General features: G+C 57.8%; 23 protein-coding genes and 3 pseudogenes. 7 read left to right on the top strand and 19 right to left on the bottom strand.

What is annotated here, in order from left to right; genetic code table 11:
- Positions 1-46 precede the first annotated feature (46 nt).
- Both AC0L2O_RS29170 and AC0L2O_RS29165 read left to right on the top strand, forming a co-directional pair.
- Positions 47-199 (top strand): annotated as a pseudogene (locus tag AC0L2O_RS29170) (transposase domain-containing protein); the annotation flags it as partial.
- Positions 196-726, top strand: coding sequence for a plasmid pRiA4b ORF-3 family protein (locus AC0L2O_RS29165; protein ID WP_473372162.1), 531 nt, complete (start codon positions 196-198; stop codon positions 724-726). The pseudogene AC0L2O_RS29170 and the gene AC0L2O_RS29165, both read left to right, overlap by 4 nt.
- A gap of 51 nt (positions 727-777) precedes the next feature.
- Here the strand turns inward: AC0L2O_RS29165 and tnpC are convergent.
- The 12 genes and pseudogenes from tnpC to ehuB (AC0L2O_RS29105) all read right to left on the bottom strand — a co-directional run bounded on the left by tnpC (position 778) and on the right by ehuB (AC0L2O_RS29105) (position 11,200).
- A protein-coding gene (gene tnpC, locus AC0L2O_RS29160) for an IS66 family transposase (protein WP_085357270.1) occupies positions 778-2,441 on the bottom strand; the annotation gives its coding sequence in 2 pieces (ribosomal slippage) (positions 778-1,436 and positions 1,436-2,441; 1,665 coding nt in all).
- A 45-nt stretch (positions 2,442-2,486) separates the two neighbouring features.
- Positions 2,487-2,807, bottom strand: a complete 321-nt coding sequence (gene tnpB, locus AC0L2O_RS29155) for an IS66 family insertion sequence element accessory protein TnpB (RefSeq protein WP_425304745.1) — start codon at positions 2,805-2,807, stop codon at positions 2,487-2,489.
- A gap of 23 nt (positions 2,808-2,830) precedes the next feature.
- Entirely contained in the window at positions 2,831-3,232 is a 402-nt protein-coding gene (gene tnpA / locus AC0L2O_RS29150) for an IS66-like element accessory protein TnpA (protein ID WP_085357272.1), read from the bottom strand.
- A 235-nt stretch (positions 3,233-3,467) separates the two neighbouring features.
- Positions 3,468-3,767 (bottom strand): annotated as a pseudogene (locus AC0L2O_RS29145) (IS3 family transposase); the annotation flags it as partial.
- A 98-nt stretch (positions 3,768-3,865) separates the two neighbouring features.
- A complete protein-coding gene (locus AC0L2O_RS29140) occupies positions 3,866-5,038 on the bottom strand; it encodes a M24 family metallopeptidase (protein WP_473372161.1) in 1,173 nt (390 codons plus the stop codon).
- Positions 5,039-5,107: 69 nt separating this feature from the next.
- Entirely contained in the window at positions 5,108-6,100 is a 993-nt protein-coding gene (eutC, locus tag AC0L2O_RS29135) for an ectoine utilization protein EutC (protein WP_473372160.1), read from the bottom strand.
- A gap of 8 nt (positions 6,101-6,108) precedes the next feature.
- Positions 6,109-7,086: a hydroxyectoine utilization dehydratase EutB gene (gene eutB / locus AC0L2O_RS29130; protein WP_473372159.1), complete on the bottom strand. Its 978-nt coding sequence runs from the start codon at positions 7,084-7,086 to the stop codon at positions 6,109-6,111.
- Positions 7,087-7,134: 48 nt separating this feature from the next.
- On the bottom strand, positions 7,135-7,893 hold the full coding sequence (locus AC0L2O_RS29125; protein WP_473372158.1) for a maleate cis-trans isomerase family protein: 759 nt from the start codon (positions 7,891-7,893) through the stop codon (positions 7,135-7,137).
- 45 nt (positions 7,894-7,938) lie between these two features.
- Positions 7,939-8,619: an ectoine/hydroxyectoine ABC transporter permease subunit EhuD gene (ehuD, locus tag AC0L2O_RS29120; RefSeq protein ID WP_473372157.1), complete on the bottom strand. Its 681-nt coding sequence runs from the start codon at positions 8,617-8,619 to the stop codon at positions 7,939-7,941.
- Positions 8,620-8,669: 50 nt separating this feature from the next.
- The gene (gene ehuC, locus AC0L2O_RS29115; RefSeq protein WP_473372156.1) at positions 8,670-9,407 is read right to left on the bottom strand and encodes an ectoine/hydroxyectoine ABC transporter permease subunit EhuC; all 738 of its coding nucleotides are present in this window, start codon (positions 9,405-9,407) and stop codon (positions 8,670-8,672) included.
- A complete protein-coding gene (gene ehuA / locus AC0L2O_RS29110) occupies positions 9,408-10,193 on the bottom strand; it encodes an ectoine/hydroxyectoine ABC transporter ATP-binding protein EhuA (protein ID WP_473372155.1) in 786 nt (261 codons plus the stop codon).
- A 131-nt stretch (positions 10,194-10,324) separates the two neighbouring features.
- Complete coding sequence (gene ehuB, locus AC0L2O_RS29105; RefSeq protein ID WP_473372154.1) at positions 10,325-11,200, bottom strand: ectoine/hydroxyectoine ABC transporter substrate-binding protein EhuB; 876 nt, start codon at positions 11,198-11,200, stop codon at positions 10,325-10,327.
- A gap of 1,497 nt (positions 11,201-12,697) precedes the next feature.
- On the opposite strand from ehuB (AC0L2O_RS29105), the gene AC0L2O_RS29100 reads away from it, so the two are divergent.
- Together AC0L2O_RS29100 and AC0L2O_RS29095 are read left to right on the top strand one after the other, a co-directional pair.
- Positions 12,698-13,390, top strand: coding sequence for an aspartate/glutamate racemase family protein (locus tag AC0L2O_RS29100; RefSeq protein WP_473372153.1), 693 nt, complete (start codon positions 12,698-12,700; stop codon positions 13,388-13,390).
- Positions 13,391-14,419: 1,029 nt separating this feature from the next.
- Positions 14,420-15,959 (top strand): annotated as a pseudogene (locus AC0L2O_RS29095) (ISNCY family transposase).
- A 333-nt stretch (positions 15,960-16,292) separates the two neighbouring features.
- Here the strand turns inward: AC0L2O_RS29095 and ehuD (AC0L2O_RS29090) are convergent.
- From ehuD (AC0L2O_RS29090) to ald, 4 genes are all read right to left on the bottom strand, one after another.
- Positions 16,293-16,991, bottom strand: a complete 699-nt coding sequence (ehuD, locus tag AC0L2O_RS29090; RefSeq protein WP_473372152.1) for an ectoine/hydroxyectoine ABC transporter permease subunit EhuD — start codon at positions 16,989-16,991, stop codon at positions 16,293-16,295.
- Positions 16,988-17,638: an ectoine/hydroxyectoine ABC transporter permease subunit EhuC gene (gene ehuC / locus AC0L2O_RS29085; RefSeq protein ID WP_473372151.1), complete on the bottom strand. Its 651-nt coding sequence runs from the start codon at positions 17,636-17,638 to the stop codon at positions 16,988-16,990. The genes ehuD (AC0L2O_RS29090) and ehuC (AC0L2O_RS29085) overlap by 4 nt, the downstream gene beginning before the upstream one ends.
- A gap of 9 nt (positions 17,639-17,647) precedes the next feature.
- The gene (gene ehuB, locus AC0L2O_RS29080; protein ID WP_473372150.1) at positions 17,648-18,523 is read right to left on the bottom strand and encodes an ectoine/hydroxyectoine ABC transporter substrate-binding protein EhuB; all 876 of its coding nucleotides are present in this window, start codon (positions 18,521-18,523) and stop codon (positions 17,648-17,650) included.
- A gap of 973 nt (positions 18,524-19,496) precedes the next feature.
- The gene (ald, locus tag AC0L2O_RS29075) at positions 19,497-20,609 is read right to left on the bottom strand and encodes an alanine dehydrogenase (protein ID WP_473372149.1); all 1,113 of its coding nucleotides are present in this window, start codon (positions 20,607-20,609) and stop codon (positions 19,497-19,499) included.
- Positions 20,610-21,378: 769 nt separating this feature from the next.
- Between ald and AC0L2O_RS29070 the strand changes: the two genes are divergently transcribed.
- The 3 genes from AC0L2O_RS29070 to AC0L2O_RS29060 all read left to right on the top strand — a co-directional run bounded on the left by AC0L2O_RS29070 (position 21,379) and on the right by AC0L2O_RS29060 (position 23,844).
- Positions 21,379-22,101 (top strand): helix-turn-helix transcriptional regulator, encoded by a 723-nt coding sequence (locus AC0L2O_RS29070; protein ID WP_473372148.1) that lies wholly within the window; start codon positions 21,379-21,381, stop codon positions 22,099-22,101.
- Positions 22,102-22,194: 93 nt separating this feature from the next.
- Positions 22,195-22,827 (top strand): acyl-homoserine-lactone synthase, encoded by a 633-nt coding sequence (locus AC0L2O_RS29065; protein WP_473372147.1) that lies wholly within the window; start codon positions 22,195-22,197, stop codon positions 22,825-22,827.
- A gap of 72 nt (positions 22,828-22,899) precedes the next feature.
- Entirely contained in the window at positions 22,900-23,844 is a 945-nt protein-coding gene (locus AC0L2O_RS29060) for a LysR family transcriptional regulator (protein WP_473372146.1), read from the top strand.
- On the opposite strand, the gene AC0L2O_RS29055 is transcribed toward AC0L2O_RS29060, so the two are convergent.
- The 3 genes from AC0L2O_RS29055 to trbG are packed head-to-tail and all read right to left on the bottom strand — an operon-like array spanning position 23,826 to position 26,240.
- Positions 23,826-24,059 carry a DUF2274 domain-containing protein gene (locus tag AC0L2O_RS29055; protein ID WP_473372145.1) on the bottom strand — a complete coding sequence of 78 codons (234 nt, stop codon included), beginning with the start codon at positions 24,057-24,059 and terminating at the stop codon, positions 23,826-23,828. The two genes, AC0L2O_RS29060 and AC0L2O_RS29055, sit on opposite strands and share 19 nt — an antisense overlap.
- A gap of 4 nt (positions 24,060-24,063) precedes the next feature.
- Entirely contained in the window at positions 24,064-25,269 is a 1,206-nt protein-coding gene (locus AC0L2O_RS29050) for a TraB/TrbI/VirB10 family type IV secretion system protein (RefSeq protein ID WP_473372144.1), read from the bottom strand.
- Entirely contained in the window at positions 25,266-26,240 is a 975-nt protein-coding gene (trbG, locus tag AC0L2O_RS29045; RefSeq protein WP_473372143.1) for a P-type conjugative transfer protein TrbG, read from the bottom strand. Before trbG ends, AC0L2O_RS29050 begins: the two co-directional genes overlap by 4 nt.

Raw genomic sequence — 26,240 nt, 5'->3', positions numbered from 1 at the left:
TCTGGGGAAAACGATCCGACTCGGCATAGTTCGGCGGGCGGCATAAACCTGTAAGCTCAATGGCGTCAGTGCCGAGCGCTGGCTCGCTGATGTTCTCGCGAAGCTCGTCAATGGTTGGCCTGCGGCGCGACTGGACGAACTGCTCCCTTGGGCATCGATCTACACGATGCATGCACACGATCCGAGGCTGGCGGCATGAGCCTGAACACGACCGCGGTCCGGATCAAGGTAACTCTCAAGGATGTGAAGCCGGAGGTGATGCGTCGCCTTGTCGTACCCGTTACCCTGCGCCTTGAACGGTTGCATCTGACGCTTCAGGAGGCATTCGGCTGGACGAACAGTCGCCTCTTCGAGTTCTTTGCTGGTGAGGCACATTGGGGGATTCCCGACCCCGACAATGATTACGGCCACCAGCCCATGGATGCCCGTAAAGCGCGGCTTTGCGATATCGTTCGAGAGACCGGCGCCAAGACGATCCACTATCTCTATGACTTCGGCGACAGCTGGGACCATGTGATCAAGCTCGAAAAATGGTTCGACAACACCACGACGGAGGGCATGCCCTTCCTGCTCGAGGCCGCCGGTCGTTGTCCTCCGGAAGACGTCGGCGGTGCGCCAGGCTATGCCGAATACCTCGACGCCATCAGCGACCCTGCTCATCCGGAGCACGAACATATGCGCCGCTGGGGCCCGGAGCGGTGTACGCATACGACGAAGGCCGCCTGATTGACACATGCGCGCGAGCGCGGCGAGTTCTACGATGGCGTTGCGTGAAGGTCAGGCGGCTTGCTGATCGGCGGACTTGCCGGCTTGGTGCAGGAGCTTCCATTCCCAGGGCAGCAGTTCGCGCAGCCGCGACGCGGGAAGATCGGCGATCCGGGCGAGGACGTCGGCGAGCCAGGCCTTTGGATCGACGTCGTTGAGGCGGCAGGTCGTGATCATCGTCAGCATGATCGCGGCACGGTCGGCGCCACGTTGGCTACCAGCGAAGGTCCAGTTGCGCCTTCCCAAGGCAATGCCTCTCAATGCACGCTCAGCGCAATTGTTGGTCAAGCAGATCCGGCCATCGTCGAGGAAGCGGACGAAGTCGTCCCAGCGCTTGAGCATGTAGTTCATGGGCTTCAGGACCTCGGCGGAGCGCGAGAGGCTTTCTCGCTCGCGGAGCAGCCAGTCATGCATGTCGTCGAGCAGCGGCTTGCTCCGCTCCTGGCGCACGGCACGCCGCTCGTCGGCACTACGGCCGTTGATGGCGCGCTCGATCTCGAACAACGCATCCAGACGCCTGACCGCCTCCAGCGCGATCGGGGAGACCGGTTTGCCCTTGCGGCCTTCCCGGGCGGCTTTCTCGATGTCAGCCAGTTCGAAGAATCCCCGCCGCGCATGGGCCAGGCAAAACGCCGGCGTGATCGGCATTGCTTTCCTTTTTGGGTCGAACACGGCTCGAAGCCGCCATAGCAATCCGCCTGCAGAATGCCGGCGAAGGCGGCCAGATGCTTCTGAGGATGTTCGCCCCGTCGGTTGCCCGAGGCATAATAGACCGCCGCCGGCGGCGCAGGCCCGGCGAACGGCCGGTCATCCCGCACATAGGTCCAGATCCGGCCGGTCGTGCACTTGCCCTTCGCCAGGATGCGGATAGTGGTGTCGTCGCCATGAAGGCGCTCGGCCGCGAGCACATGACGCTCGATCAGCTGGAACAGCGGCATGACGGCGAAGGTTCCGTGGCCGACCTGGTCGGCCAGCGTCGACAGCGGCAGGTCGATCCGCTCAGCCTTGAAGCGCACGCTCTGGCGATTGAGCGGGATATGCATGCCGAACTTGTCGAACAGCATTGTCGCCAGCAATTGCGGACCGATGAAGCCGCGCGGCGTGGCATGGAACGGTGCCGGCGGCTGGCTGATCTTCTCGCAATCGCGGCAGGTGAACTTCTCGCGTATCGTCTCGATCACCTTGAAGCGACGCGGGATCTCCTCCAGCGTCTTGGTCACATCCTCTCCGACCTTCGCCAGCCGAGATCCACCGCAGCAGGCGCAGCTCGTTGGAGCCTCAATGACGACGCGCTCGTGTTCGATGTCGTCCGGCCATGGCTGGCGAACCGGCCGCTTGCGCATGAAGGGGCGAACGTTCTGCGTCTTCGCTGCTGCGGCCTGCGCGGCAAGCTCATTCTCGGTCGCCGTGGTGGCGAGTTCTTCGAGCTCCAATTCCAACTGCTCGAGTAAACGCGCCGTGCGCTCGGAGCGCTGCCCGTGCAGTTCGCGTTTGAGCTTCTCGATCCGTAGCTCAAGATGAGCGATCAGCACCTCGCTGTCCGATAGCTCCGCCCGCGCGTTGGCGGCATCCGCGACTGCCACATCGCGTTCAGCCTGCAACGCCTCGCGCTCGGCCAGCAGAGCAAGGTAGGCTCTCGTGAGATCCGAAGGAAGGTCGTCCGGCTTCGATGTCATGACGCCATTGAATCAGATCGAGCATCAGATTCAAACCCAAAACGATTATCCGACCCGCGTCGGCCGCTGGGTTTCTTGCGGATTGCGCCAATCGATCCCGGACAGCAGATAGCTCAACTGCGCCAGCGAGATCGTTACCGCTTCACCGGCAACCGATGGCCAGATAAACTTTCCTCTCTCGAGTTTTTTTGTGAACAAGCAGGCTCCCTGACCATCGTGCCAGATCACCTTCACAAGATCGCTGCGGCGACCGCGGAAGACAAACAAATGACCGCTGAGCGGTTCTTTGTGCAGCACCTCCTGCACTTGGAGGGCCAGCGACGGAAAGCCTCTGCGCATATCCGTGTAGCCTGTCGCCAGCCACACTCGCACATTCCCTGGTACAGCAATCATCGGCGTCCAAGCACATCGAGGACCCGCGCCAGCGCCTCCGGATCGACGTGCGCATCCACCCGGATGCACCGTCGGTTGCCGAGATCGATCTCTATCAATCCAGTACGTGCGGCTGCCGCCGAGCGAACTCGGCCATCAACCGTAGGCAAAAGCTTCGCAGTTTCTTCAGTCGAAGCCGCTACGGCGGCGATCTGCACCGGCGTAAAAGATGGTGCAACTTGTTCCGATGTCCGTGCTTGTCGACGCCAGGTAAACACCAGGCTGGCCGCTACTCCGTTGCGCCGCGCAACCTCAGTTACCTTCGCGCCCGGTGCCAACGTCTCCTCGACAATCCGTGCCTTGTCGTCCTGCGACCAACGCCGCCGCCGCTCCAGCCCGCCTAAAACCTCGACCCGCATCGCCTGATGACCTTAAAGCTAGACTTAAGGTCACACGCTTCGCGAATTACCAACCCTCACGCAAGACGGCCCCCATCGGAGGCGTACGGAGCGGTTCGATCCCAACGTGATCGACCGGAAGGCCCTCGAGGCCGCCGTCAACGCGTTGTCCGACACATGGAAACCGCGGCGACGCGCCACGCGAACAAAATAGACGTCAAGCGTCATTCAAAAGGGCCGCAGCGCTACGCTTACGGCGCATCAGTGGCTCGATCCGATGCAGACCACATTCGATGCCGTCTGCCAAAAGGTCTCTCCAGAAAGCCGTGGCCCGTAGGTCCGGTCGCTGGCAAGGAAGCTTGCCTTCACCTTTAGGCCGGCCGCTTCGTCGCTGCGGGATCTGGCGCTGGGCGATCGGTCCAGCCAGGCATGGGAGCCCGACCGCGATACCCCCATTGCTTCGCATAGCCATGCCACCGGCCAGACGTTCCGGTGCTTCGCGATGAAGCCGAACTTCATGTCGCTTCCTTTCGCAAAGTAGGCAGCGGCCTTCCTGTGCTGCAATGGGCCGTCGGCGAGAAGGCGCGGCCGAAACAGCTCTCGAGAGAGCTGTTTCGGACGTGGGGCCGTCGTTGTCAGAGCATCCTCGACTTCCTAGCTAAGCTCAAAAAGCTTCCTCGGTGCACTCGTCAATACTTCGACGCCGGACTCGGTAACGCGGAAGGTTTCGCTAAGTACGTACCCGAACTCCTCATCAATCCAGTTCCCGAGCATCAGATGGAAGGTCATGTTCGGCTTCAGCTCTGTTAGATCTCCATCTTTCAAGCTCGCAGTCGGCTCGAGCCACCCGATCCCATGGGCGTAACCACAACGGGAGTCCTTTCTAAAATTATGCTTCTCAAGAGTTCGATAAAATGCGTTTGCGACATCGCTACAGGTAGATCCCGGACGCACTGCGCTAAGTGCGGCCTCGAGGCCTGCGAGCTCCGCCTCATGTAGGCGACGGAGACGATCAGAAGGAGCGCCGATCGAAAACGTGCGCATGATACCAGCACAATAGCCGTGCCGAACGCCGCCAAGTTCAAGGTTGATCTGTGAGCCCTGGCGAAAGACATCTTCGCTCCATGAGATATGAGGCGTACCTGTACGTGGCGAGGAGCACAAACTGATCGGCCCGAGCTTCGTCCCCGCGTTGCCGTTCACACCCCGAATCAAGGTCCCCGCGATCTCGGCAACAGCATCAGCTTCCCGCACACCAGGACGGATCACCTCAGCGGCTCGCAGAATCGCAGCATCGGAAATCGCGGCCGCTTCCCGCATCACGGCGATCTCAAGATCGGATTTGATGAGTCGAATCCATGTTACCGCATTGCTACAATCAACGTGTCTAGCGTTCGGCAGTCGCCTCCTGAACTTTTCTGCAGATTTAGCCGAAAGACTGCTCATTTCCAGCCCTACACCGCGGCTCGCAGCGTCCATTTGGTTAATGAAATCAATAACTGTGTCATAACCATCCATCTCTGGGTTTCCAATGAGAGCTTCGGGATAGCCGATGACTTTATCGCGTTCCATGAACGTTTGGTGGATCGCTGCGGGCGCGTCTTGACGACGAAGAATGAAGGTCGGTTCCTCATCGCCGCTGCAAACAAGAAGCCCCTGCGGCACATAGCCAGATGTAGCCGTGTACCCACTAAGATAAGTTATGTTGTTCGCGTCGAAGACGACCAGGGTCTCGACACCGCGTCGTGCCATTTCCGATTTGAGCGCGGCGAGTCTTCGCAGGTACTCGGCCCTAGGAAACGCCTGGGGTCCTTTGCTAATTGTCATCGGCTTCGCTCCATGCAGTTGGTCTTGTGAAGGTGGTCAAAGGGAAGTGCGACTATCCCAAGCGGTTTGTTAGCTTTCAAATATCGAGCCCGCTGCTGCAGTCTCCGCGCGCGCAAACGCAAGCGCGGCAATGGCGGTGTCCTGAATGCCGGTGCCAGTAAGATCAGCGATGGTGATTTGCCGATCGTGCTCGCGGCCCGTCGCGGTCCCTGCAATGATCTCCCCTAGCTCTGGAAACCTTGCATCCGGCGAGACCGCGCCCGCGGCAATCGCGTGGTGAAGTTCCCCCAACCGTCGGCTCTGTCCGAGGCTATCGGGTACATAAAGATCCGCACGGGCGATCGCGACTGGATCGATTTCGTTCTTTTGCTCGGCATCCGATCCCATCGCCGTTATGTGCTGTCCGGGTTCAAGCCAGTCCGCGTTTAGGATGGGCCGATCGGCAGGTGTAGTCGTGACGATTATGTGCGAGCCAGCTACAGCCTCTACCGGATCGGCATGGCGCCTTACAACGAAGCTAAATTTCGCAGAGAGTTCCTGGACAAGTCTGTCGGCTTTTGAGACGTCGCGGGCCCAGATGCGGGCCTCCCTGAGAGGCCGGACCATCGTGAGCGCTTGCAGTTGGAGCCTCGCTTGATTTCCGGCCCCAAATACGGCAACCACTGAAGCGTCCTTGCGGGCCAGATATTTTGCTGCCACAGCACCAGCTGCGGCGGTGCGCACATCGGTCAAGTACCCATTGTCCAGCATTATCGCTCGCACTAAACCAGTAGTGCTGGAGAGCAATACCATCATCCCGTTGACGCTTGGCAGACCTATCTTCGGATTGTGAAAAAATCCGGGGCTAATCTTTATAGCAAAGCTATCAAGGCCAGGCACGTAAGCCGTTTTGACGTCTACCTCACCTCCATGTTCGGGGATATCGAGCCTGAGGACAGGCGGCATCGCGACTCTCGTAGTCGCTAGCGAATGGAACGCGTCCTCGATGCAGTTGACCGCCATCTGGTCTAGCGAAACCAACTGCCTAAGCTCGCGCTCTGTCAGAACTTTCAACTTGGGCATCAGTCCTCCTATCGAAACACCGTGTTTTGCCCCTCAACGACAGACCGGTGCAGTCGCATATCGATATTTCGGCCGGAAAGAACCACGACTATCGGTCCCCTTAGGTTAGGGATTTTGTCAGCAAGCAATGCGGCAATACCGATAGCTCCGGCGCCCTCGAGGATTTCACGTTCTTCGTTGTAAGCATAACGAATACCGGCAGCGATCTCTGCTTCTGTCACGAGCACTACCCCGTCGAGCAAGGCGCGACACATAGTGAAGGTCACCCCGTTGTTGAGGCCAATACCACCGCCAAGCGAATCGGCAAGGCTCGGCAACTCGTCGACGAGCACCGGCCGACCAGCATCAAGGCTTGCCTTCATCGCCGCGCCGTTTTCCATGGTAAGGCCTATGACATTCGCGGCTGGTCGCATATCCCTCACCGCAGCTGCGATACCGGCGGCTAACCCACCGCCGGACAGCGGCACAAGTACGGTCGCGACATCAGGCATGGCTGCGACGATCTCAAGGCCAATTGTTCCTTGTCCAGCAACGATCTCCGGGTGATCGAAAGGCGGCACCATCACCAGTCCGCTTTCAATCACAAGACGCTCGACTTCTTTTTGCGCATCGTCCTGCGACAAGCCGACGATCCGCACGTCTCCTCCGAGCCGGCGAACCTCCTCGACCTTGTTTTCTGGTACCAGCCTCGACATGCAGATTGTTGCGCGCGAGCCGACCGCGCGGGCCGCATGACAAAGGGCGCGACCATGATTGCCAGTCGAGGCAGCTACAACTCCTCTTGCCCGCTCGGCAGCAGTAAGCTTCAGGATCGCGTTGGTCGCTCCGCGCAACTTAAAACTGCCTGTTGATTGGTAGTGCTCAAGCTTCAAACTTACCGGGCTACCGCAAAGTGCGGATAATCCGGGCGACCCCACAAGCGGTGTGCAGAGTATGTGATCAGCGATGCGCCTACGCGCATCCCGGATAGCGTCGACCCCAATCATACTCACTCTTCCAATTGAATGACGGTGAACAACTCACCGATGCGGACCTTAGCGCTGTGACGCCAACAAAGCCCCGACTCCCTTTATCGGCTTGCGATAACCGGCGAGCCGAAGAGCATCCCAAGCCATCGCTTGGGAACTCGTGATGACAGGTATTCCGAGCTCCCGCTCCAGGCTCTCGATATGTGGAACAATCGGCGTTGCGGTGCAGGAGATAAAGAGAGCGTCCGGCAATTTCGCTTGGGTGAGAGCCTTGGCTGCACCGAAAATAGCGTCGCGGCTCAGTTCCCCAATTTCAGCATCAGTCGATTTTCCGAAGGTACCATCTGCCGTTAATTCGAACGCATTCTCGCGAAAGAACGAAGAGAGTTGGTGATGAGTCTGGAGTTCGTAAGGCGTAAGCAGTGCAATTCTCTTGGCCTCAATGCGATTGAGCGCCTTCAGGCCGGCAATAGCGGGTGAGGTGTACTTCACGCCAGGCCGCGCTTCCGCGAGTTCGGCGAGCAAATTATGCACGCCCAGCCTTATGCTGCCACTCGTGCAACCGAAAGCCAACACATCCAACCGACCAGCCGGCGGGAGCGTGTTCGCAACTTCTGAAAAGGACGTCAATAGTGAGAAGCCCGTTCCAGTGTGATCGTACGCAGATCTGGTACTAAAAACTAGGACCTCGTCCTTAGGCATGATCGATCCGAAGGCCTCCCCGCCAACCTCGTCCGTCGAAAGGAGTATCAGCCCGATGCGAGCCACTGCTTTTGACGTGCCTGCAGTTCCCTCGAATATCTTCGTGGAAAGGTAGTCAGCCATAGTACTCCTCTTAGTAGTCAAGTGTCTTCCTTCGTGCAGAAGACCCTAGAAGGTGAACGCATTTGTCCGTCGGCGTCCTAATGCGTAACGTTGCTCGAGATAACGCAATGCTATGACCGAAGGTACGCTGACCGCTAAGAAGAAGGCGCCAACCATTGTGATTGGTTCGAGGTACCTATAGTTGATGTTAGCAACAATGCGCGCCTCTGACATCAATTCCACTACAGTAATGACGGAAAGGAGCGGTGTTTCCTTGAACATGGCGACGACGTAGTTGGCGAGCGCAGGGACCATCGGAGGTAACGCCTGCGGAATAATGACATGCCTCCACACCTGAAAACGCATCAGGTTCAACGCTCTCGCGGCCTCCCATTGGCCACGCTCGACGTTTTCGATACCCGCGCGAAACACCTCAGACGTGTAGCTAGAATAGTGAATACCTAGCGTGAGTACGCCGGCGGTAAGTGGGCTAAGAAGAATTCCAATATCTGGCAACATGTAAAAGGCGACGTACAGTTGAATAAGAAACGGCGTCCCCCGAACGAATTCGACAAAATAGCGAAGAGCTAAAGCGACGCCCGATTGCGCAGAACGCCTACCGATGGCGATCGCCAAACCGATCAACATGGCAAGAACTGAACCGAGGACACTTGCGAGCACAGTAACTTTTACTCCCTCGGCAAGCTGCGGAAATATCTGGAAAGCGAACGACCAGTTCCACTCCATCCTCTATCCTTCTGATGACCTGAGTTGAGACATGCTTCTGCCAGAGGGATTCAACGGCGGAACAAGCGTCGCCGTCGTAACGCATACGACCGGTATGGAAACAAGCCGGATATTGATCGCGGGCTTGTTGATGCCACTGCTTTGCCCGGCTGGGCCCTCAGGCGTCGCTCCAGCAGCCGCATCGAGGTCGAGATCACTATCGCAAGTACAAAGTATACAGTCAGTATCGTGACGTACGGGATCGCCGTGTCGCCGGTTTGAGCGCGCACGGTTTGCGCGCGGAACGCCATCTCCGAAAGAGAGATCAACGACACAATAGAAGTGGCTTTCAGCAATTCCACGGCGCTGTTCGAAAACGGAGGAATCATTAGAAGGAGCGCTTGGGGCAGCAGCACGTGGCGCAGCCGCTGCCAGCGTCCCAGATTGAGGGCAACGCACGCTTCGATCTGCTCTCGCGGTAAAGCGAGCATTGCGCCGCGAACGATCTCCGATGCATATGCGCCGGAGTTCAGTCCCAGAATGAGAATGGCCGCCTCGAACGGCGTTAACGCGAAACCGAATAGTGGAAGCACGAAATAAGCCCAGAAGAGTTGGACATACATCGACGTGCCGCGGAAGAACTCGGTGAAAATTGTTGCAGGAATTCGCAAAGAAGCTGCCCGGGAAAGGCGCGCGAACCCCACGGTGAAAGCGACCACCAGGGCCAACAAATTTCCGAACACCGTCAGCTCTATAGTGAGGATCGCGCCAGATAGAATAACAACAATGAACTCGAATGACGCCGGCATTTAGAGACTCAGTCCTGCTGCGACTATCTTGCGCAAGAAGTGTTTAGTTCGCTCTTGCTGCGGATTTCGAAATATCTCTCCGGGCACTCCTTCTTCGACGATACGGCCAGCATCCAGGAACAGGACTCGATCCGCAAAGTCCCGAGCGAAGCTCATTTCATGAGTCACGAGCAGCATTGTCATATCGGTGTCAATCGCGAGCGTGCGCAAGACGTTGAGCACCTCTTCGACAAGTTCCGGATCAAGCGCCGAAGTGACTTCGTCGAACAGCATGATCTTCGGCTTTAGTGCGAGAGCCCGCGCGATTGCTGCGCGCTGCTTTTGGCCACCTGACAATTCGGCTGGTAAGGCGTTGGCTTTGTTGGCCATGCCGACCATCTCGAGCAAGTCCATCGCGCGTTCCCGGGCTTCGGCCTCGCTAATTCCGCGCGTAAGTACAGGCGCCAGCGTAATGTTACGCAAAACCGACATGTGTGGGAACAAATTGAATTGCTGGAACACCATTCCAATGCTGCAGCGCATTTCGTGAAGATGGGCCTCTCGCCGGCGTGGGCTCATAGCGGTTGTCTCCGCACTCCAGAGCGGTCTGCCGCCGACCAAAACGCTACCGCTTTGGATCGTCTCAAGGGTCATTAAGATCCGTAAGATTGTGGTCTTGCCCGAGCCAGAAGCGCCGATCAACGCGAGCTTCTCACCCGGCGAGACGCTGAAGCTTAGGTCCGTCAAGACAGGATGTGCTCCAAAAAGCTTGTGGACGTCATTGAATTCCACGATTGGTTCGATCATAGCGTTTCCAAACGGATAGTCGGCGATTCATTGCGAGGCAAAGGAGAGTGCAGATTGCGATCACCCTCGGCAAACTACGGCCCAAAGCGGAGATACGCTCGGTCAGAGCGTATCTCGCTTCTGTAACCCTCTCATTTAGCGCAGAGCTGCTCGGTTGCAATTTCGCCAACTCCGATCATGCTGTCTTCTCGCCCGTACCGCTTCATCAATTCCACGTATTTGCCGCTGGTGAGAATCTTTCGGAGCCCTTCATTGTAGGCGTCCCGCAGCTCGATGCTGTCCTTGTTAAATGCCGCGGCAGCGCACGACAACTTTGTACCAGCGGCAAGCACGACCTGATTGACTGAGGGGTCACCCATCCGCTTCTGCAGATCAGCCACAGTCGCATTGTCGTTTGCAAACACATCGATGCGCTTGTCGCTCAGCAACTTCATTCCGCTCATCCCATCGGGGAATACGACGATATTTTCGGGTTTGACCCCAGCATCGATCGCCAGCCTTTGTTGAGTGCAGCCGCCGCAGACGCCGATCCTCAGGTTTTGGTCGGCGATATCCTTGTAAGATTTCACTTTGGCGACCAAGGCTTTCGGCAAAATGAGTGCCTCCCCGCCACAACTCACGGGATTTGAGAAGAGGACAGCCTGACAGCGCTCTGGTTTTATAAACAGAGCACCGGAAGAGGACATCGTTGCGCGCTTAGATTGGATCGCAGGAATCATCGCCCCATATTCCATCATCTGCCCGCTAAACTTGGTGATCCCTACCTCGTTGAGAATGGCTTCATCACGTTCAGGGCCCAGCCCGGCCGGCGAGCCATCCGGGTCCATCCTCATCCAGGGCGGCTCATTAGCTAACGCGATGGTGACGCCGTTTGCTTTCGCCTCTTCTAACGTGGTCGCGAAGCCCGAAGAAACCTGCGAACTGAGAACAGATGCGACCAACACTGTGGCCAATGCCCGACCGAAGCATGCGGTACGCGGAAACAAGACATAACGTAGTTCGATCATTTTTGACTCCCCTTGAGACAATACAGTCGTTTATTGCACGATAAGCCGGACATGCGCGAAGTCGGGCGCTTTGATGCGAGGAGCTCGAGTACCGGAAAGGTAACTGCGGCGTGGCTGGCCGAGATCAGTCGCGCAAATCACGACGAGATGACCTTCGAACAGTTGGGATGCCGGCGCGCCCAAATTCCCGACAGCCAAGCCGGACCGATCCGGTCAACAGACTCGCCTACAGAAGCTCCTGCTGTACGTCAATTCGCAATCCCATTTTCCTCCGAAACGCAACTGGCAAGCTCATTGTTGTTCTCACGAGACTACACCGGTCCAGATCTGTATTTCTCTCATATGCAAGGGATAATAGTCGAAAATATGCGGCAACCGAGGAAAATGTGGTGTTTTCCCGCTCTGACCTCTACGCCTCGACTGTCTGGTATATTTTCTGGGCTATCATGATTAGAAGGCCATTCAAGGCTTCGCCGGCAAAGTTGCGCAGAGAACAGCGAGCAACATCGAAGCGTAAGCGCCCTGATATTTCGTCTGGAGCCTTCTCAGGAACTCGGCGCGGGTTCGCCGCGGCTCGCCCTCGAAGCACTCCTGCAGTTGTCGGTCACCTGAACGCGCGGAACAGGGCACGACCACCCCGGTTCGCTTTTAGGATCGGCCGGCCCGTCGGTCGAGATGCGCCTCTTTCCAAGATTTTCGCAAGCTGGCGATAAACATTCGATCGGCGGGGCCGCACTAATCGAATCGCTCGTCGGCAAGGTCGGCCAGAGTTGCTGCTCGGACCGAATGTCAGCAGCGACGCGACCGGCTCCAACCTGACGCAGATTTCCTGCAGTCGGATCCAAACCGCATCGCGGGTGCGTCGGTTCTGCCGGCCACCGATGGGGCGGCGTCGGCGAACTATAAGATTTATCGACGCGTGTGCCATCGCGCTGTTTTCCGATGACCCTGAACGACGCCCGAAGAAGTTCACGATCGTGCGCACTGAGCGATAGAGTTCTGCGAGCAACGCAACCGCCCCGAGCCCTTCAGACCGCCGATAACCACGCATCCGTCGGACCACGGCTCCTTTCTTCTGTTCGACAAACGCCTAGTCGTTCTTACGGTGGGGTCGGCGACGCGTGAACACAATTTTCGCCTGCTCACAATACGCTTTCACGTGGGAGAGGCCTTCAGCGGGCTCGCGCAAGTGACCGTGAGGAGCCGCCCGCGACTACCAAATGGCTCCGAAGGGGGGACCGATGGCTCCGTAGGTGCGACGATCAAAACGACTTGGGATTGCACTTCAAGCTTTCGAGAGCATGCACTCCAACGACCCTGGTCAAGGACACGGCCTCTGGTGTCACACCTCTGCGCTGACAACCGCCGGAGCCAACTGTGGCGAAGAAAAACTCTGTACTCTGTTGTATTGTTGCCCAATTTCGGCCGGGCGGCTGGCGGATGGAAGGAATCCCGCCTCAACGTGTGCTATGGTTGTCTCGCGCTAGGAGTCTTGAAATGACGCAGACCTCACGTTCTCTCGGAATTTTGAATCTGGAACGGGGACAGCCGCAGTCCACGCCGAGACCAAACTCGCTGTTGAATCCCGCGACTTACGACTTTCCAGTCATACTAGAAACAGTCCAAGGAGCTTGGGCGGATGTCGTCATTCGTGGCGATCCGACGCTTGAGGCGGCTTGCATCAAAGCCGCTCGTCGCCTAGTTGAGCGAGGCGCGGTAGCTATAAGTTCAAACTGCGGCTTTTTTATTCGGCATCAGAGGGCGGTCGCCGCAGCGGTCAATGTTCCGGTGGTAATGTCAAGTTTACTCTTGGTGCCGACGTTGATTCGTCAACTGCCGCCGGCGACGAAGCTCGCAGTCCTGACCGCGGATTCGACAAAATGTGGAGAAGATCTGCTCGGGATCGACAGCGCCGCTCACCGCGCGCGGGTGGTTATCGCCGGAACTGAAGGTGGCAAGTTGTGGGAAAATGAAATGAAGCGCCCGCCCCCGCCGACCGAAGTTGGGGATATCGAGAAGGATGTGATGGGTTGTATAACAAAAATCCGCTCTGCTCATCCGGAGATCGCAGCTATTCTGTTTGAATGCACCGGATTTCCTCTCGTCGCGCCGGCCATGCGTGAAATGACAAAACTGCCCATATACGATATCACCACTCTTTGTCGCACCACGCTCGCGTCGATCCTCTAATTGGCGCAAGTCGACCTCTGTGCAGCGCCGGCGTCGCTCCTCGTCGTCGATCAAGAGGACCGGTCCATCTTACGCGCGAGACTCGTCGACGCACGTTCATCTGGACTATCGCGTTATCGTGTGAGCGAAATACTTGAAGAAAGGAATTAGTGCGTTCGCTCGTTGAAGAACTTTGATAATGACCTTACGGTCGCCCTTCGTGTAAATTCTTACATCGTGAAAGAAGCACACCCGATCGGCAACTTCTTGCGCAATGGCTCAGGATCAAGATCGTTAGATCGTCCAGTGCGCTGAGTTGACCAATCACTTTGGAGAACTTCGTTAACTAACTCGGGATCCAGTGTAGAAGTCAGTCAGTTAAAGAACGTTATTGTGGGTCCCGCAGGCAATGCTCTGGCGGTTGCACGCGCTGTTGCGGCCTAGAGAGCAACGCTGGACAGTGATCTTTCTTATCTTCTAGGCCCACTAGCTTCAGGAGTGGCATTCCACCGCATCGAGCGGTGCGGACACGCTGCCCCAGAACATACACCGGCCTTCGATCACGTTCTGGGCCGCAGTCATGTGAGGAAACAGCGTGAATTGCGGGAATCCCGTTCCGGTCTTTCCACGGCCGGTGCGCAACTCAGCGTGGGTGACTTGTACGAGTGCTCCCGTGGATTCGAGAATAATCACGGTGCGTGAGCGTATTCGTTTTTGCCTGAGCCGAAAAACCCATCAGTACTAGCTTCTGGCCCTTGCACATGGACAGACTCAGTTTGCCAATGACTGCCAGCGAGCCGTAGCTCATCACCATATCAACAATCTCTTGTTCGGCTGGCATTTCTGTCTCGCTCCTTCGTCTCTGATCGAGGGGGCATCCGACAGCTCTGTGACGCCTGTCGTAGAGCGCGACAATCTGGATGGGAAGCCGTATTGCCGGATGTGGCGACGTTCCCGGTAGGCCGCATTGCGTCGCCAGAAATGTTCCTGAATGCTGAGTTGTTGCCTCACGTAAATTGCTCCCCCTGGCAAGGGAGCGCAGGGACAACGATGAGGAGATTGAGTATGGCGAGGCGCAAGGAATTGAAGTCTGTTTGGCGCGGCGCTACAGGATGTCGAGCCGAGTCGAAAAGGGCCGCGTCCTCGACGAGTTCGTTGCGATCACGGGCTTCCATCGGAAGCATGCGATGCGGTTGCTGCGCTGCGATTCTGAGGGCCAGACAGAGCGTCGCCGCAATCGTCCGCGGATCTACCAAGACGCGGAGCGAAATGCGCTAAATACTGCTTTCGGAGGCTGCAGACCGGGTGTGAGGCAAGCCTCTGAAGCCCCTGCTGCCGATCTTGATTGAGTCGATGGAGCGGCACGGCCATATCGACCTAGCGTCAGAGATTCGGGCTAAATTATTGTCGATGAGTGCGGCGACGATCGACCGGACACTTCGATGCGTTCGTGAGCAAAGCGGTCGGCCGCGTCGTCGCTCTGTGGCAAGTGCTCTGCGACGCAGCATCCCTATTTGTACTTCAGCGGATTGGGGAGATCCGGCTCCTGGGTTGGTCGAGGCCGATCTTGTTGCCCACAGCGGACCCTCGGCGCGCGGTAGTCGTCCACACGCTTGTTCTCACGGACATCGCGACCGGCTGGACGGAATGCGCGCCACTTCTGGTGCGTGAGCAGAAGCTGTTGAGCACGGTTCTGACCGAACTTCGTAAACAGCTACCGTGTGCGCTCCTGGGTCTGGATACCGACAACGACTCTGTGTTCATGAATGAGATCTTGAAGGTATACTGCGAACAGGCTGGTATCGTCTTCACGCGTTGTCGCCCCTATCGCAAGAACGATCAGGCCTTCGTGCAGGAAGAACGGCGCGGTGTCCGACGAATGGTCGGCTACCGTCGATTCGAGGGGCTCGAAGCGGCTGCTTTGCTGGCTCAGCTTTACCGTTCGGCCCGCTTGTTCGTGAACTTTTTTCAGCCATCGTTCAAATTGCTACGAAAGGAGCGCGACGGAGCGCGCGTCCACAAAACGTATGGCGCCCTCGCGCCCCCCACATCAGCGGCTGGTCGCCGAAGCAAAACACCTGATGCCATCCGTGCCAGCGTCAATGAAATATTGCCCGCCTAGATCCGGTCACCTTATTGCGCGATATCCGAGCCGTGCAGGAGAAGTTGGCCAGTCTCACTGCCGCCGTCCCAGCAAGCCATCCACTGCGGCGCGACCGATCGAACCGTTTTTGTCGAGCTTGCGGATCGCGGGGAAAGAAGGAGCGGTGCGCCCGACCGACAGGCCAATTGCGAAGCCGAAGCGTGAGCGACGACGCCCTGATCCGCTCGTCAAGGCTACGCCACAGCTGCGCGGTTCGAGGCCGAGCCGTGGCGAACCGGCAGCGAACTCCTTTGCAAGCTTCAGGCAGAATGCCACGGGCTTTACCCGAGCAAGGTACTCCGAACTCTTCAACGTCCTCTCAAATCGTGGCGCAGCGAGCAAGCAAGCGCACTGTTGTTTAGCTCGCGGGAAAACGCAGCACAAATTCACGTGATCGACACATCACCGGAAAGCCCGCCGCCGCCGGGCAAAGGAACGGCGGTGTGAAGTAGACCGGTGATCGACCGTGCTCAAGGCTGGTTGCGCCACCGCCTTCGGCGGGTGGCGGCTTTGACCACGCCCGATCACCGGACTGTTGGCTTTGCAAGCGCTCGGTCGAGCACCGAGCGCGACATCGGCGCGCTCGAGATGACCACCAGTTGTACGACCGGCTTCCGTCAATCCCCTGGCTAGAGAGCAAAATAGATGAGGCAATAATAGGCCTACCGGGAACATCGCCACATGCGGCAATACGCACTTCCATCCTGATTGCCGCGCCGCACCTATCGAGGCTCTCGAATTACTCACTGTTGCCTGCAGGCAGACAAGGCGGAAGGCACCTCAGTTGTGATACCAGCTTGCGTTTGCACTGTGCGTGCGGGCGGCTATTCCGAAATAAGTTTCTGCTTTTCGAATGATCATTGAGGAAGCCAAGCTGAGTAGCAAGAATATACCTCCAACGATGCTGATGCACTCCGTGTATCTGAATGTCTCCGAACCGATCATTTTCGCCCTTGTCATCATCTCGATTACGGTAATGACTGACAAGATCGGTGTCGCCTTAAACATATCGATCAGGAAATTCCCCAAGGCGGGAATCATTGGCGGGATAGCTTGAGGAAGTATAACCCGTTGATAGGCCTGCCAAGCACCAATATTCAGCGCCCGTATCGCGTCCCATTGTCCTCGTGGCACGGCGTTGAGACCTGCCCGATAAACTTCTGAGATGAAGCATCCGTAGTACAGGCCGAGCGAGAGCAGTCCAGCTGACATAGGCGACAGCGTTATGCCAAATTGCGGAGCGACAAAGAAAACGACATATAACTGAATCAGGAGGGGCGTTGATCGAAACAATTCGACGAAAGACCAACTCAAAGCAATAAGAATGACGCGTGAGCTACGCCGGGCGAGCGCCAGAGGCAATCCGATGAGAAGCGCAAGGAAGTATCCCAACGCGGTAGCCTCGAGCGTCACAATTGCACTCTGAAGTATTGCCGGTAAGATGGCCCATGCAAAGCCGAGATCAAAGAACTCGTTCATGCCATCGTGCCTGCGCTGCCGCGATCAAGGATGCGATGCAAAGCGGCGACTGATAGGGCAACCGCTTGAACGATTAGAAAGTAAATAGCGAGAGTTGTTGCATATATTGGAACGGTCTCAAATGTCTGAATGTTTAAGTTGTATGCATTAAAGGCCAGGTCGTGGATTGTGATCAACGACACGATTGAAGTCGATTTGAACAGTATGATGAGAAGATTTCCCCACGGGAGGAGCATCGTGAGGAGCGCCTGGGGAAGCACCACTCGTCGCATGGCCAAGCGCTTAGTCATGTTGAGCGCTATCGTTGCCTCGATCTGGGCGCGAGGTATTGAGAGAATTGCACCTCTTACAACTTCGCTGCCATATGCCCCAATGTTCAGCCCTAAGGACGCAACTGCAACCCCATATGGCGGGAGCAAGATGCCAAAATGGGGCAACACGTAGAACAGCCAAAAGAGTTGGACCAGCAGCGAGGTGCCTCGAAAGAACTCGACATAACAATTCGCCATCCATCTCAGAACGCGAACGTCTGACAGCCTGGCAAATCCGGCCATGAATGCCATAACGATGGCAACCAAGGACGCTGCCGCGGCAATCAGAAGGGATACTGCGGTGCCTTCAAGGAGAACGGGAATGAACTCGGCCATTCCCATGCACTAGTTGCCCTTGTTGGAACATTGCCGCAGGGCCGTCATGTCATCTGGGAGCTCTGAATTTGTACCATATTTGATGTTCACTGATTTCCATTCGTCGGAGCCCAAGTATTCTTTGAGGCCGGCGTTGAACGCCTCGCGGAGAGATGCATCCCCCTTCCGGAATGGAACTGCAGAATACGAGAATGCCCATTCTGGGGTCGTAAATGGTGTGGCAACCTCGACCTCTGCCTCAGCTTTTTGTGCCATGGACCTAACGCTTCCCGGCGTGAGCACCGCAGCGTCTGCACGCCCTGATATGACAGATGCCAGCATGGCACCGGGGTCTTGCAGCAGAACAAGGCGATCTGCCGGGATTCCCGCCTTCAGAAGGTACTTTTCTTCGGCAGCCCCCGCCATCGCCGCGACGCGAGCATCTGGAGTGTTTGCGGCGTCTCCATAGCTGTGCAGGTTTTTGGGATTCCCCTTCTTTACGAGCATTGCCGTTCCAACCTTGGACATTGGTTCGGCGAACGCTACTGCAGTGCATCGGGTAGGAAGAATGAACATCCCGGTCGCCGCGTCGAAGCGACCAGCGTTCAGACCTGGGATAAGAGAAGACCATTCCGTAAGAACCGGGCGCACCTCTTTGACCCCGATCTTCTTAAAGATCGCCACAATCTGCTCCGCAGTCGAACCCGTCGCCTGTCCATCCGCACCTAAGAACGCGTAAGGCGGCTCGTTTGAAAAGCCGAATGAGACGCCACTTGCACGGGCGCGTTCAAGCGAATCGTCCGAAAATGCTGGCGATGCCGTAAACATCACCCCGAAAGCGACGGCGATGATTGCGCGACGAGACAAAATCATGTGTTCCCCTTTGAGCATCTGGATCTGTTGCACCCGCCCTCGCAGCGCTGATTGCCGTCAGACGGAGTGTGCGCACGCAAGTTCTTCGAACTGAGCCTTCGTGCTGTTGCTTTTGGCATTAAGTCGCAACTCGGCGCATGGTCTTAGGATCAAGCCGCTGGCATCCCGTTTAGAGTTGCTGCCTTCTGGTGGCGAGACTGTAGGGAGCGTTCGTGATTGAATTCGGCGAAAAATCGTCGCATCCTGACGAATTGCTGCAAAGTTCACGAACGAGCGCTATCGGGCGGCGACGCCGCACGGGCCGCGTTCAGCACACGCGTCGAACTGGCCGTCCTTGCCGACCACTGGTATCACCTCGCCGTGGGCACAGTTCCTCATGAGGCAGAGGGCAGTTTCGGATAGCGCTTGACACAAGGTGGGCCCGCCTAGCTCTGGGACAGAGAGGGAGCACCTGCGAGCCGGCAGACGCGAGGTGCTCTCGCACAGGCCAATTCATCGTGGGGCTGTGTATCCGGTCATGTAATCGAGAATAGAGAGACCGGCCTGCATGGGATCCGCGCCGGCTCGCTGCCGAACCGCGCGGAGTGATCCGGCAGAGCGTAAGATGGCCCCACAATCGGCGACCGGCGTGTAGCGGCGGGACTGGCTGAGCTCGGTCAAGCGGGGAACGGATGCTGGATTGATTTCCTCCTGGAGCATACTACCGTGCACCTATTGCTCGCAAAGTGCGGTGGCGGAGCATTGTCACGGACGTAGATGGCAGAACGACTCGTTCTCGCCAGGCCCTAGGGATGATCAAGTTGGCCCGAACGATCACCACTGTCCGGCCGCCTCATTTGCTCATCTCTGCCCAAGGTCGGCCAGCACCTGGGCCGAATATCTGAAAGCGGCAAGACCGACTCGCGGAGTTTGTTGAGTTCACGGACGGCTGGGACAAAAAGGGGCCCCCCCGAAGGAGTGCCCCGTCAAGTCAGGGAGGAAATGCCCCCATGGGAGGCTTCGGGGATCAGGCCGCAGCCTGATCGATCGATGAGTATGGCAGGCCGAGACTCTCGGCCACGGCTTTGTAAGTTAGCCGACCACGATAGACATTGAGGCCCGCTCGCAGATGCTGGTTCTCAAGCACGGCTGCAAATCCCTTGTGGGCGAGAGCCAGTCCAAAAGGCAAAGTGGCGTTATTCAGAGCTTGGCTCGAGGTGAGCGGGACAGCCCCAGGCATATTGGCGACGCAGTAGTGAATGACCCCATCTACCTCGTAGGTTGGATCCGCGTGTGTGGTTGGATGAGATGTTTCGAAGCACCCACCCTGATCGATCGCAACATCAACGATTACCGATCCGTTTCGCATCGAGCCCAACATCTTGCGGCTAACGAGCTTTGGCGCGCTCCCTCCCGGAACGAGCACGGCTCCGATTACGACGTCCGCAGCAAAGACCTCTTCCTCAACAGCATCTATGGTCGAGAATCTAGTACGAGCGCGCCCTTCGAACAGTTCATCAAGTTCACGAAGCCGGGGAATCGACTGGTCAAGAATTGTAACTTCGGCACCCAGCCCAACCGCCATTCGGGCCGCGTGCGTACCGACAACACCGCCTCCGATCACCACGATGCGCGCCGGCTGAACACCCGGAACACCGCCAATCAACAGCCCGCGACCACCTGCATACCGCTTCAGGGCTGCACCGGCCGCCTCGATCGAAAGTCTCCCCGCGACCTCACTCATGGGCGCAAGTAGTGGAAGTCCGCCATACGCATCAGTCACTGTTTCGTAGGCGATTGCGGTACACCCAGATTTTAGGAGGCCATTCGCTTGCTCTGGGTCCGGCGCCAAGTGGAGATACGTGAATAGAATCTGATTCTCTCGCAGCTGGGTCCATTCGGAAGGCTGGGGCTCCTTTACCTTCACGATCAATTCGCTCGACCCAAATACCTCGCGCGCGGAGCTTAGGATTGTTGCACCAGCCTTGCGATAGGTTTCGTCTGTTGCACCAATGCCAGCCCCTGCATTCGTCTCAACCGCCACGCTATGACCGGCGGCAACATACTCGCGGACGGCTCCAGGCGTCAGACCCACGCGATATTCGTGTGTCTTGATTTCCTTGGGAACACCGACCTTCATTTGCAATCTCCTCGTTTGGATTACTCTTTGTAGTCGGAACGGCCGTACTAACGTGCAGCGGACATCACGAAGTGGCGCAGAAATTCAGCTACTTTTTGGACGTTAGTGCAGGAATCCAGAGGACCGCGGTAGGTGAGCCTCACGCCTCTCAAAATCGGTTTGCGCCACCATGGAGAATCATTTGCAGTCGGTAGAAATTCGATGCATTGACAGGTTAACGATAGCGCCACGACGCTGAGGCACCGCCGATCCGGCAGAGATCAATGCGAGATTCTTTAAAATTCTCTCTTGCGCCGATCCTCAGGGTGAAGCCTTGGTCCGAGCGCCGCCTTCCTAATTTCGCGGCCGTATGCAGTCTTGCACGCTCTTGCCGCCGAGAGGGTACGGGGCGTTGATTTCCGGATCCAATTTCGCGTTACCAAAGACGACGCATGGTCACTGAGTTGCGGCGTGACGATCAGATCGGAAGTGCCGTACAAACCTCCAACTTGGGACGCAAAGGACGCAGCAATCCGGCGATCCTCGGTACCCTCTTGCAGGATTTCAAACAGACGACGCAGTTCGCGGACTTGGTAGCGATTATATCACAGCTTGAGCGCGAGGACTCGGCTGACCCGATACGCCTCGACCACCCGATGTAGGGTCTCGCGATCAAGATCCATCGAAGCCGAAATAGGTCGCCTTTTTCGTTGTTTTGCCCCATTCGCAGTGATGCTCGATCCGATAATGCAAGGAGCGCCTACCAAGGTGGCCCGTGGGCTCATGCGCGATGGACCGGGTTTTTCAAAGATTTGCTGAGCAATTGACCGAAAGCACGCATCGAGACGCAGCTCAGCAGAGCATGGCCGAGGTCGCCGCTGCGCTCGAACTGTCGTGCTTCGCATATCTCGCTTTTCCCCGTAGGCCGGGCAGCCCTCCCAATCTGATTTCGACATATCCACCCTCCTGGACCACTATCTATCTGCAGCGCAGCTACGAATCCGTCGATCCGGTGGTACGTCGGGCAATGCGCCAGCCTAAGCCCTTCCGATGGGGACTTGGATTCGAAGCGCGAAATCGGTCGGAGGCAGAGAGCGCTCTGTTCGAAGAAGCCGCCAAATTTGGGATTCGCTGCGGATTTACATTCCCTATCCACGATGACAAGGGCGCGATCGCCGCGCTGAGCTTTGCAAGCGACGATCGTCGAACTGGTTTCGAACGATCGCTGATCGAGCACGCCCACAGCCTGCGGTTAATCGCGACCTTTTTTCATGCACATGCAAAGCGCTTCTGGACGATAGATCGCATGGTCGGTGGGGTGGTGCTGTCTCCTCGCGAGTACCAGTGTCTCGAATGGTCCGCGCGCGGCAAATCAGCTGGGGAGATTGGGATCATTCTCAGCATCGCAGAGCGAACCGCGGGATTTCACCTGGATAACGCGCGCGCGAAGCTTGGCGTCAGCTCGCTTCGTCAAGCGATCGTGCTGTTGACCGAATCAAAATATCGAAAATAATCAACCGCAAGGTGCAAGCACCTGTGCAACTCCACAGGATGTGCTTTCCTGCCTTCTCTGCTTGCTTGCCTGAAGCAAGGCAAGGAGCCAAGAATGATGCAGCTCATCACGCCGGAGTACTACGGCGAATTCGTTGACGATCTCACCGAGATGCACCGGCTGCGTTATCGCGTTTTCAAACAGCGCCTAGACTGGAACGTCGAGGTCAGCGGCGAGATGGAAGTCGACGAGTTTGATGTCCTTCGACCCGTGCACCTCCTGAACCGCTCGAACGCTGGACATATTCAGGGTTGCGTCCGGCTTCTGCCTTCGACCGGCCCAACTATGCTGAGAGACACCTTCCCGATCCTTCTGGACGGGCAGCCGACGCCACGAAGCGACCGGATTTGGGAGAGCAGTCGATTCGCGCTCGATGTTCCTCCGGATGCGCCGAAGGCAAGTGGTGGACTTGCTACTGCTACTTACGAGCTGTTTGCGGGCATGATTGAATTCGGCCTTTCGATTCAACTGACCGAAATCGTTACCGTCACTGACGCCCGGATGGAACGCATTCTTCGGCGCGCGGGCTGGCCGCTCCGCAAAATCGGAAAAGCTCGTCCTCTGGGAAACACCACGGCCATTGCTGGATACCTGGAGGTCGCGCCCGATGCGTTGCATCGCATCCGCAAAGCGGGACACATCTCAGGTCCGGTGCTCTGGGCTCCAGTCATCCGAGCGGCCGCCTAGGATCTGGAAGCAAGTACAATCCGGGGCATCGCTGCGCATTGAAGCGCAAAGCCCATCTGCTTAAGAGTTACGATGCAAAAACCACGTCGATCAACATCCTCCCTTCAAGCCAGCAAGGCAATCGAACTGAAACACCTGCAATCTGTCGTGGCTGCGGCTGATTGTGGCAGCCTCCGTCAAGCGGCGGACTTGCTGAGAACCCAACAATCGAGTCTCAGCCGAAAAATCAGCGAGATCGAATATCACCTGGGAATTGCGATTTTTGAGCGCTTCAGCGGTGGTGTGCGCCCGACGCAAGCAGGCCGCAGTGTTCTTCGCCTGGCAAGGACAATTCTGGAGGAGTTCGATGCTCTCATCGCGACCGCGAGGGCTGTACGCAACAGCGAGGCTGGCCGGCTGAGTGTCGGGCTCTGCACCTCACTTTCCATTGGCAACCTGCAGACGTCCTTGCTGGATTTCAAGCAGCGATTCCCGCAAATCGAGCTTGTGACGATCGAGAAATCACGAACACGACTAGCGACGGCACTTCGCAACGGCGTTCTCGATATCCTGATCGTCACAGGGAACCTGCCGTTAGTCGATAACCGAGTGATGCCGCTGTGGAGCGAACGTGTTCTGGTCGCCTTACCCCATGATCATCCCCTCGCCGCGCGCGACACGGTCTATTGGACTGACCTGCGCGGCGAGACGGTCCTGATGAGCCACTACGATCCGGGAAAAGAGTTTGAAGATCTTCTGATTTCCAAGCTCGTGTCGCCTGAGGACCGTCCTAAACTCGAGCGCCACGACGTCAGCCGCGGTATCATCAAGAGCCTGATCAGGATGAACACAGGAATCACCCTGGTGCTGGAATCCGACATGGGCATCAACTATGCGGGCCTCGTCTACCGCGAATTGCGCGATGGAGCCGGTCCGAGCCGATTCGACTTTTCGGCATACTGGAGAGACGACAACGAAAATCCTGCGTTGGCTGCTTTCTTGAACTTGCTTTCTGAGCGCTATCCTTTCGGATGTTGACGGGCCCGCCGAGCTTTCCGAAAACTTCTGTCCGCTGCCATGAACCGTGCCAACATGGGAGCGATAAGCTTGGCCGGCTCCCCGATCGGCTGTCCACTCTCTTGTGCAAGGATTTCTGCATATGCCACCAGATCCCTGTGGACGCTCGCCGGGAGTTCATGCGCAATTTTGATCGGCTTATCGTCTTCGATCGCTCCAAGTTTAAGCTTTGTCATGTCCTCACCCTCTGTACGGTTCGAGCACCAGGTCACGGTTGACGATCACCCGCACCGGAAATCCCGGACGAATCGTCAAGGTCGGCTGGATGTTGAGATTGCGGCGGACCACCTGCTGGCCCGTCTGGTTCATCGAGTCCCCCGCCCCGCGGCGGAGCGCAGCGATGAGGTCGCTGTTGGTGCTATTCGTATCCGATCCGGAATTCACCTCGGTGCCGACGGCGAGCAGCGTCGAAAGGGCCGCGGCCCCCAACAGCTCCTTCCAATGGTTGTCGACCTCATCCTCAAGCCCAGAGTAGCCCGCGACATCTGCGCCCGGCTGCCGCTCCAGGATGATCGACCGCCCATTTGGCATGATGAGGCGCGTCCATACCAGGAGTACGCGCGATTGGCCAAATGCGACTTGGCTATCATACGTCCCGATCAACCGGGCTCCTTGCGGGATAAGGCGAGCTCGCCCGGTAGAGGAATCGTATACCGCTTCTGTGACTTGGGCCGTGATTTGCCCAGGCAGGTCGGACCGAATCCCCGTGATGAGAGCAGCCGGAATGACCGTTCCCGCCTGGACCACAAAGGGAGAGACCGGTCTTGCCAGGCGATCGGGACTGGTGGTTCGACGGTCAACGGAAGCGCTGACGAACGCAAGTTTTCGATCCTGCCCATTCTGGGCGAATGCTTCGTCGGATGATGGCGCTGCATTTGATGGGGCTTCACTTGGCGATGAGACAGGGGCCTGTGCGCGGACGTTCGTGCTGGCAAACACCTTGCTGGTGCGTGCCGCCTCGCTCTCCTGATTGACGCGCTGCTGTTCAGCGTCAACACCAAGCGGGCTGGACGTCGAAGAGCCCTGTGCTGCAACGATCGGCCGGCCAAGATCGCCGGGTAAAGGTGGTCCAAGACGCGGCACCTCCTTCGGGATCTCAGCATAATCCTTCGGCAAGGTTGCAAGCTGATCGGCAACATTGTGGTGGTCGGTCGCGTAAAGCTCCTCGGTGGCCGGTGTGCGTGATCGCTTCTCCTGGAGAGCCCAGAAGACCGCACCAGAGATGAGCACCAACAAAAGGGCGCTGCCACCCGCAAGCACCTTGCGCGATAGACGCGTCACTTGCGGCCGATCCGGCCGGAGCCGAAGGGTTTCGGCGATATCTTCCGGCGGCTTAACCCGAGGAGCGTCCTTGGGTGTGTCATTCGGCTGGCCAGTCTCTGTCACAGCGACCTCCCGTCGGTTCGGACGATCCTGACCTTCTGCTGGTGCTCCTCGCCCAGCCTCAGTTCCGCCGCCGCGAACAGCCGGTCGACGATCAGCACATTGCCGTAAGCGCGATAGTTGACGAGCTCGGTCTTGCCATCAGGCCCGATCAAGAAGAGCGGCGGCATCTCGCCCTGGCCGATGCCGGGCGAAAACTCGACGTAGACCTTGCGGCCGTCGTCATAGGCATTGACAGGACGCCAGGGCGGGCTGTCTCCCTCGATGGCGTAGCGGTAACGGCGCTGCGCCTGATCCGGGATGACGGGTGTGGGCGGCAGAGCTGGACCACGCGCGGTCCGGTCCTCCGGATAGAACCACGCGACCTGTGGCATGTAGGGCCTTTCGCGGGAGCGGAGCTCGACCAGGTAAGTACGCCGATCCGTGTTGACGACGAGATTGGTCTCGATCGCCGGACGTGTCGGCTTCACCATGATGTGCACACGTCGCGTGTCGCCGCTGCCGCTTTCGGTGTCGCCGACCACCCAACGCACGGTATCACCCGCGGCAACTGGTCCCGACCCGATCAGTTGCTCGCCGGGCTCCAAGGCGATGTCGGTGATCTGCCCCGGCGCGGCATAGACCTGATAGAGAGCGCCCGGACTATACGAAAATACCTGCACCGCATTGAAGTAGCCGGCTTTCCGAGGCTGCACGCGTGCGGCGTCGTTTGCGGTCTCAATCCGCTCGACGGCCTCTTTGGCTTCCGCGTTCTTGCCGCCGCGCGCCGCCTTCCAGGCCGGTGGGACATGCAGCGGCCGCGGCCGATCGTCGGCAAGCGCCGGCAGATCTGGAGCCGGCGGGACATCGCTATCGTAACTGATTTGCGGCGGCTTGAACGTGGTGCACCCGCCAAGGGTGGACACACCAATAACGAGAGCCAGAGCCAGGCTCGGGCGGACCCTCTGTGACGCAATAACGAGACCTGACGGCAT

Source organism: Bradyrhizobium sp. Kon10 (genome assembly GCF_055807395.1).
Note: the sequence above shows the minus strand (reverse complement) of the source record. Positions and strands in the feature narration are given on the sequence as shown.

What these genes read in the sequence shown, in the direction of transcription:
- ehuD (WP_473372157.1), bottom strand. Translation starts at nt 8,619, where the DNA reads ATGGAGTGGAACTGGTCGTTCGCTTTCCAGATATTTCCGCAGCTTGCC.
- ehuC (WP_473372151.1), bottom strand. Translation starts at nt 17,638, where the DNA reads ATGGCCGAGTTCATTCCCGTTCTCCTTGAAGGCACCGCAGTATCCCTT.
- AC0L2O_RS29100 (WP_473372153.1), top strand. Translation starts at nt 12,698, where the DNA reads ATGACGCAGACCTCACGTTCTCTCGGAATTTTGAATCTGGAACGGGGA.
- ald (WP_473372149.1), bottom strand. Translation starts at nt 20,609, where the DNA reads ATGAAGGTCGGTGTTCCCAAGGAAATCAAGACACACGAATATCGCGTG.
- tnpA (WP_085357272.1), bottom strand. Translation starts at nt 3,232, where the DNA reads ATGCGGGTCGAGGTTTTAGGCGGGCTGGAGCGGCGGCGGCGTTGGTCG.
- AC0L2O_RS29140 (WP_473372161.1), bottom strand. Translation starts at nt 5,038, where the DNA reads ATGACAATTAGCAAAGGACCCCAGGCGTTTCCTAGGGCCGAGTACCTG.
- AC0L2O_RS29125 (WP_473372158.1), bottom strand. Translation starts at nt 7,893, where the DNA reads ATGGCTGACTACCTTTCCACGAAGATATTCGAGGGAACTGCAGGCACG.
- AC0L2O_RS29070 (WP_473372148.1), top strand. Translation starts at nt 21,379, where the DNA reads ATGGACCGGGTTTTTCAAAGATTTGCTGAGCAATTGACCGAAAGCACG.
- ehuA (WP_473372155.1), bottom strand. Translation starts at nt 10,193, where the DNA reads ATGATCGAACCAATCGTGGAATTCAATGACGTCCACAAGCTTTTTGGA.
- AC0L2O_RS29055 (WP_473372145.1), bottom strand. Translation starts at nt 24,059, where the DNA reads ATGACAAAGCTTAAACTTGGAGCGATCGAAGACGATAAGCCGATCAAA.
- trbG (WP_473372143.1), bottom strand. Translation starts at nt 26,240, where the DNA reads ATGCCGTCAGGTCTCGTTATTGCGTCACAGAGGGTCCGCCCGAGCCTG.
- ehuB (WP_473372154.1), bottom strand. Translation starts at nt 11,200, where the DNA reads ATGATCGAACTACGTTATGTCTTGTTTCCGCGTACCGCATGCTTCGGT.
- ehuC (WP_473372156.1), bottom strand. Translation starts at nt 9,407, where the DNA reads ATGCCGGCGTCATTCGAGTTCATTGTTGTTATTCTATCTGGCGCGATC.
- AC0L2O_RS29065 (WP_473372147.1), top strand. Translation starts at nt 22,195, where the DNA reads ATGATGCAGCTCATCACGCCGGAGTACTACGGCGAATTCGTTGACGAT.
- AC0L2O_RS29165 (WP_473372162.1), top strand. Translation starts at nt 196, where the DNA reads ATGAGCCTGAACACGACCGCGGTCCGGATCAAGGTAACTCTCAAGGAT.
- AC0L2O_RS29060 (WP_473372146.1), top strand. Translation starts at nt 22,900, where the DNA reads ATGCAAAAACCACGTCGATCAACATCCTCCCTTCAAGCCAGCAAGGCA.
- eutC (WP_473372160.1), bottom strand. Translation starts at nt 6,100, where the DNA reads ATGCCCAAGTTGAAAGTTCTGACAGAGCGCGAGCTTAGGCAGTTGGTT.
- eutB (WP_473372159.1), bottom strand. Translation starts at nt 7,086, where the DNA reads ATGATTGGGGTCGACGCTATCCGGGATGCGCGTAGGCGCATCGCTGAT.
- ehuD (WP_473372152.1), bottom strand. Translation starts at nt 16,991, where the DNA reads ATGAACGAGTTCTTTGATCTCGGCTTTGCATGGGCCATCTTACCGGCA.